This window comes from Micromonospora sp. NPDC049089, assembly GCF_040648775.1.
GTDB lineage: Bacteria > Actinomycetota > Actinomycetes > Mycobacteriales > Micromonosporaceae > Micromonospora.
This window is the reverse complement of sequence record NZ_JBEZEH010000249.1, coordinates 2,583-9,259: the sequence shown is the minus strand read 5'-3', so window position 1 is coordinate 9,259 and position 6,677 is coordinate 2,583. Positions and strand designations below refer to the sequence as shown.

Annotated in this window: 5 protein-coding genes; 3 read left to right on the top strand and 2 right to left on the bottom strand. The window is 71.1% G+C overall.

The window, feature by feature from the left end; genetic code table 11:
• Nucleotides 1-149: 149 nt before the first annotated feature.
• Together AB0B48_RS29570 and AB0B48_RS29565 are read right to left on the bottom strand one after the other, a co-directional pair.
• On the bottom strand, nt 150-803 hold the full coding sequence (locus AB0B48_RS29570; RefSeq protein WP_357207191.1) for an MBL fold metallo-hydrolase: 654 nt from the start codon (nt 801-803) through the stop codon (nt 150-152).
• 7 nt (nt 804-810) lie between these two features.
• A complete protein-coding gene (locus tag AB0B48_RS29565) occupies nt 811-1,527 on the bottom strand; it encodes a maleylpyruvate isomerase family mycothiol-dependent enzyme (RefSeq protein WP_357207189.1) in 717 nt (238 codons plus the stop codon).
• Between the two features lie 178 nt (nt 1,528-1,705).
• On the opposite strand from AB0B48_RS29565, the gene rsgA reads away from it, so the two are divergent.
• The 3 genes from rsgA (at nt 1,706) to AB0B48_RS29550 (ending at nt 6,574) form a co-directional block, all read left to right on the top strand.
• Nucleotides 1,706-2,776 (top strand): ribosome small subunit-dependent GTPase A, encoded by a 1,071-nt coding sequence (gene rsgA / locus AB0B48_RS29560; protein ID WP_357207187.1) that lies wholly within the window; start codon nt 1,706-1,708, stop codon nt 2,774-2,776.
• A 205-nt stretch (nt 2,777-2,981) separates the two neighbouring features.
• A complete protein-coding gene (uvrA, locus tag AB0B48_RS29555; protein WP_091408018.1) occupies nt 2,982-5,927 on the top strand; it encodes an excinuclease ABC subunit UvrA in 2,946 nt (981 codons plus the stop codon).
• A 161-nt stretch (nt 5,928-6,088) separates the two neighbouring features.
• Nucleotides 6,089-6,574: a Rieske (2Fe-2S) protein gene (locus AB0B48_RS29550; RefSeq protein WP_355010215.1), complete on the top strand. Its 486-nt coding sequence runs from the start codon at nt 6,089-6,091 to the stop codon at nt 6,572-6,574.
• The last annotated feature ends 103 nt before the right edge of the window (nt 6,575-6,677 follow it).

Below are 6,677 nucleotides of genomic sequence, written 5' to 3'. Positions count from 1 at the left end.
CCGGGCGGTCAGGCTTGATCCCTGCGCCGGGCACGGCGGGCCCCCGCCCCCGTCGTGGTTCCGGTTTGTGCGGGGGTGCCGCCGCCGTCGGTGGGTTGGGTGATCTTGGTGGTTCTTGGTCAGCGTTGGGTCTTCGGTTTGCTGGGGGTTTACCAGCCTCTGGCTTTCCACTGGGGGAGGGCCGGGCGCTCGGCGCCCAGGGTGCTGTCCTTGCCGTGGCCCGGGTAGAACCAGGTGTCGTCCGGGAGTTGGTCGAACAGCTTGTGCTCGACGTCACCGATCAGCGCCGCGAAGCGCTCCGGGTCCTTGTCGGTGTTGCCCACCCCACCGGGGAAGAGACTGTCGCCGGTGAAGAGGTGCGGGGTGCCGGCCGGGTCGCGGTAGAGCAGCGCGATCGAACCCGGGGTGTGCCCCTTGATGTGGATGACCTCCAACGCGCAGTCGCCGACCGCCACGGTGTCGCCGTCGGCCAGCCGCTCCGCCTCGATCGGCAACCCCGCCGCGTCGTCGGCGTGCACCAACGCCTGGGCGCCGGTCTTGGCGACGACCTCCTCCAGCGCCACCCAGTGATCCATGTGCTGGTGGGTCGTCACCACGGCGGTGAGCCCACCGTCACCGATCAGCTCGAGCAGCCGGGGTGCCTCGTTCGCGGCGTCGATCAGTACCTGATCACCGGTGCCCGTGCAGCGCAGCAGGTAGGCGTTGTTGTCCATCGGACCCACCGACAGCTTGCTGATGGTCAGCCCGTCCAGCTCCCGAACCGCCGGTGGGCCGCCGTGCGTGACGTCTCCGCTGTATGTCATGACGTTTCTATATCCATTCCGGTGGAGTAGGCAGGGGACCGTCAGGGGTGACGGAGAGCAGGGTGCCGTCGGCGCGGCCGATCAGCCAGACGGCGAGGTCGGGGGCGGAGCCGGCGACGACCGGAGCGCCGACGCGCTCCCCGATCACCACCTCGTGCTCACTGCCGTCGAGACGCAACACCATCGACGGCGGTGTCGGCCCCGTGGCGTGATGACTGGCGGCCTCCCGCAGCAGTCGGTGGGCGAACGTCTCCGACCAGTCCGCGGCCCGGTAGTCGGCGGCCAGATCGAGGTGGTGCACCTCGATCTCCCGCAGCCGACCCCAGACCAGCAGCGCCGCCGGCCAGGGACCCTTACGCGCCTGCACCGTCGCCGCCCACGCGTCGGCCGGCATCGCCGCGACCGCCTCGGCGAACAGGTCCGCGGTGCGTCGCAGGTCGTCCAGGTGCGCGGCCGGTGGCCGGCTCGAACCGGCTTCGATGTCGGCGGTGCGGGCGTCCAGCGAGGCGTACATCGGCAGTGCCGCCCCGGTGCGGGCCGCGGTGAGCAGGTTGACGAAACCGTCGGCGTTGCGCGCCACATGCGCCAGGACGTGGCCGCGCGTCCAGCCCGGCAGCAGCGACGCGGCGGCCAGGTCCGCGGCGTCGAAAGAAGCGGCGGTACGCAGTAGTCGCCTGGTGGCCGCGTCCACCTCGCCCATCAGCAACAGCGGATCCGTGGTCACCCGTCGACCCTAGCGGTCCGCCGTCGCGCCGTCGCCGGGGAAATCGCTTTCGGCGCGTCGGCGCGCGACCTACCGTCAGCGGCAGACGCGGCACCGGGACATCGGACGGAGGTGGTGATCATGCCGGACGTGGCACGCGTGTTCCGCCATCACCAGCTTCGACACCGATGAGGATGCCATGACGATCGATTTGACCGCCCTCGGCTGGGACGCCGAGCGGACGGCGTACGCCGCGCGCCGCGGCGAGCACCAGCCGGGTCGGGTGGCCCGGGTGGACCGGGGGGTCTGCACGGTCCTCACCGCAGGTGGCCCGGTCCGGGCCAGTCTGGGTGGGGCGGTGCTGACCGTCGCCGCCCGGGACCCGTCCGCGCTGCCCTGCGCCGGGGACTGGGTGCTGCTCACCCACTGGCCGGACCGCCGCGTCACCGTCGAGGCCGTGCTGCCACGGCGGGGAGCGCTGATCCGACGTACCGCCGGCAAGGACGCCAGTGGTCAGGTGCTGGCCGCCAACCTCGACGCCGCCGCCGTGGTGGAGCCGGTGCACCCCGAGCCGGACGTGGGCCGGATCGAGCGGCTGCTCTCCCTGGCCCACGAGTCCGGCGCCCGGCCACTTGTCGTACTGACCAAGGCGGACCTCGCGGCCGACCCGGCCGCGCTGGCCCGCCAGCTGGCCGCCGTCGCGCCCGGGGTGCCCGTGCTGCCGGTCAGCGCCGAACGTGGCCTCGGGCTGGCACCACTGCGCGCCGAGGTGACGCCCGGCCGCACGCTCGGTCTGCTCGGCCCCTCCGGTGCCGGCAAGTCGAGCCTCGTCAACGCCCTCGTCGGAGCGGTGATGATGCCCACCCAGGCGATCCGGCGCGTCGACGGCAAGGGCCGGCACACCACCACCTGGCGGGCGCTCGTACCGATCCCCGGTGGCGGTGCGGTGATCGACACGCCCGGTGTCCGGGCGGTCGGCCTGCTGGACGGCGCGGCCGGGCTCGACCGGGCGTTCGCCGACATCGCCGGGCTGGCCGAGGGCTGCCGGTACGCCGACTGCGGTCACGACGGCGAGCCGGCCTGCGCGGTCCGGGAGGCGGTACACACCGGCGAGCTCTCCACCCGTCGGTGGGAGAGCTGGCGACGGCTGCAGGGTGAGGTGGCCCACGAGAGCCGACGGCGGGAGGCCCGGGTGGCGGCGGAGCGACGCGGCGGGTGGCGTTCGGCCCGGCGTCGGGCCGCGCGTCCGCCGGCGCCCGGCGGCTACTGACCGGGCACCCGCCGGCGCGTGGCCGACCGGGTTCCCGGGCGGCGCGGCCGACCGGGCTGAGCTGGGGGAATGTGCGGGCGAGGGAAACTGTCGTACCTCGGGGCTAGAGTTGCCGAGGCGCGTTTTCCGCGCCCGCACGACCGCTCAAGACCACCCAGAGCGGGACAGATCCTTTGCTTCATCTTCTCCCGGGAGTACACGCACCGTGGCCGACCGACTGATCATCCGTGGCGCGCGCGAGCACAACCTGCGTGACGTCAGTCTCGACCTGCCCCGGGACGCGCTCATCGTGTTCACCGGGCTGTCCGGGTCGGGCAAGTCGAGCCTGGCCTTCGACACGATCTTCGCCGAGGGGCAGCGGCGCTACGTCGAGTCGCTCTCGTCGTACGCCCGGCAGTTCCTCGGCCAGATGGACAAGCCAGACGTCGACTTCATCGAGGGCCTGAGCCCGGCCGTCTCGATCGACCAGAAATCCACCTCGCGCAACCCGCGCTCAACGGTCGGCACCATCACCGAGGTCTACGACTACCTGCGTCTGCTCTACGCCCGCATCGGTGAACCGCACTGCCCGGTCTGTGGTGAGCGCATCTCCCGGCAGAGCCCGCAGCAGATCGTCGACCGGGTCCTCGCCATGGCCGAGGGCACCAAGTTCATGGTGCTCGCCCCGGTGATCCGTGGCCGCAAGGGCGAATATGTCGACCTCTTCGCCGAGCTACAGGCCAAGGGCTACGCCCGGGCCCGGGTCGACGGCGTGGTTCACCCGCTGACCGAGCCGCCGAAGCTCAAGAAGCAGGAGAAGCACACCATCGAGGTGGTGATCGACCGGCTCACCGTCAAGCCGAGCGCCAAGCAGCGGCTCACCGACTCGGTCGAGGCCGCACTGGGCCTGTCCAGCGGCCTGGTCCTGCTCGACTTCGTCGACCTTCCCGAGGACGACCCGGACCGCGAGCGCCGCTACTCCGAGCACCTTGCCTGCCCCAACGACCACCCGCTCGCCATCGAGGATCTCGAGCCTCGGGTCTTCTCCTTCAACGCGCCCTACGGCGCCTGCCCGGAGTGCACCGGCCTGGGCACCAAGAAGGAGGTCGACCCGGAGCTGCTGGTCCCCGACCCGGAGCGCAGCCTGCGCGAGGGCGCCATCCAGCCCTGGTCCACCGGGCACAACCTGGAATACTTCCTGCGCCTGCTCGAGGCGCTCGGCGAGGCCCAGCACTTCGACATCGACACCCCGTGGCGGGCGTTGCCGGCGCGGGCACAGAAGACGATCCTCCACGGCTCCGACGACCAGGTTCACGTGCGCTACCGCAACAAGTACGGCCGCGAGCGCTCCTACTACACCGGCTTCGAGGGCGTGGTGCAGTGGATCGAGCGCCGGCACTCCGACACCGAATCCGAGTGGTCCCGCGACAAGTACGAGGGCTACATGCGCGACGTGCCCTGCGCGGCGTGCGGCGGTGCCCGGCTCAAGCCCGAAGTCCTCGCGGTCACCCTCGCGGGCAAGAGCATCGCCGAGGTCTGCAACCTCTCCGTGGGGGAGTGCGCCGACCTGCTCGCCGGCATCGAGCTGACCGACCGGCAGAAGATGATCGCCGAGCGGGTCCTCAAGGAGATCAACGCCCGGCTGCGGTTCCTGCTCGACGTCGGCCTGGACTACCTCTCCCTGGACCGCCCAGCCGGCACGCTCTCCGGCGGCGAGGCACAGCGCATCCGGCTGGCCACCCAGATCGGCTCCGGTCTGGTGGGCGTGCTCTACGTGCTCGACGAGCCGTCGATCGGGCTGCACCAGCGCGACAACCACCGGCTGATCGAGACCTTGATCCGGCTGCGTGGGCTCGGCAACACGCTGATCGTGGTGGAGCACGACGAGGACACCATCCGCACCGCCGACTGGATCGTCGACATCGGTCCCGGCGCGGGTGAGCACGGCGGCAAGATCGTGCACAGCGGCTCGGTGCCGGCGCTGCTGAAGAACAAGGAGTCGATCACCGGGGCGTACCTGTCCGGTCGGCGGTCGATCCCGACGCCGACGGGCCGCCGCCCGCAGGACCCGGCCCGCGAGCTGGTGGTGCACGGCGCGCGGGAGCACAACCTGCGCAACCTGACCGTCTCGTTCCCGCTGGGCCAGCTGATCGCTGTCACCGGGGTCAGCGGCTCGGGCAAGTCGACGCTGGTCAACGACATCCTGTACGCGGTGCTGGCCAACCAGATCAACGGCGCCCGGCTGGTGCCCGGCCGGCACACCCGCGTCTCCGGGCTGGAGCACGTGGACAAGGTCGTCGGCGTGGACCAGTCGCCGATCGGCCGCACGCCGCGCTCCAACCCGGCCACCTACACCGGCGTCTGGGACCACGTCCGCAAGCTCTTCGCCGAGACGACCGAGGCGAAGGTACGCGGGTACGGCCCGGGTCGGTTCTCCTTCAACGTCAAGGGCGGACGCTGCGAGGCGTGCTCCGGTGACGGCACCATCAAGATCGAGATGAACTTCCTCCCCGACGTGTACGTCCCCTGCGAGGTCTGCAAGGGCGCCCGGTACAACCGGGAGACCCTGGAGGTGCACTACAAGGGCAAGACCGTCTCGGACGTGCTGGAGATGCCGATCGAGGAGGCCGCCGAGTTCTTCTCCGCGATCCCGGCCATCCACCGGCACCTGAAGACCCTGGTCGACGTCGGCCTGGGCTACGTCCGTCTCGGTCAGCCGGCGCCGACCCTCTCCGGCGGTGAGGCGCAGCGGGTCAAGCTCGCCTCCGAGCTGCAGAAGCGCTCCACCGGGCGGACGGTCTACGTGCTCGACGAGCCGACCACCGGTCTGCACTTCGAGGACATCCGCAAGCTCCTGATGGTGCTGGAGGGGCTGGTCGACAAGGGCAACACGGTGATCACGATCGAGCACAACCTCGACGTGATCAAGACTGCGGACTGGCTGATCGACATGGGTCCCGAGGGTGGCCACCGTGGCGGCACCGTGCTCGCCACCGGCACCCCCGAGGAGGTCGCCGAGGTGGCCGAGAGCCACACTGGCGAGTTCCTGCGCCAGGTGCTCAAGCTCGACGGCAAGGCCAAGGGTGCGGCTGCCGCCACCACCCGAGCCGCCAAGGCCAACGGGGTCACCAAGGCGCGGGCCAGCCGTAAGGTGCCGGCCGCCGCGCGCTGACCTCTGTACGCGTGCTGATGGGGTGGGGCGGGTCGGATGACGACCTGCCCCACCCCATTTGTCGGGTCAAGCGGATGCCGTGGTGAACCATCCGGCACAGTTGCCCGTGTGGAGAAGTGTGGCCGGCTTTCGACCGGCAGCGGGCTAGAGAGAGGCGAGGCATGAGTGACGATCAAGCGCTGACCGGACCAGGTACGCAGACACGTCGTAACCTGCTCACCGGCGTCGGGGCGGTCGGCGCGGCCGTCGTCCTGGCTGCCTGCGGCAGTGACGACGGCGGCAGCAGCAGCGGTGCGCCCACAAGCGGTGGCCCCGCCGTACCCAGCACCGGCGACGCTGGCGGCGGTGACCGGCAGGATGCCCAGTCGCTGGCCACCACCGCCGACATCCCGGTCGGCGGCGGCAAGGTCCTCGCCGCTCAGGGCGTGGTCATCACCCAGCCCACGGCCGGCCAGTTCAAAGGCTTCAGCCCGATCTGTACGCACCAGAACTGCCCGGTGACGAACGTCGACGGCGGCACCATCAACTGCACCTGCCACAACAGCAAGTTCTCGATCGAGGACGGCTCGGTGAAGGCCGGCCCGGCCACCAAGCCGCTGCCGCCCAAGGAGATCAAGGTCACCGGCGACCAGATCTCGCTGGCCTGACCCGACGCGGGGCCGGTGGGCCGGCCCGGGCCGCACCTTGACCGGCCGGTCGCCCGGCGTCGCAGGATCGATCCGCGTTCGGAAAGTCGGGGTGTCAGCGGTG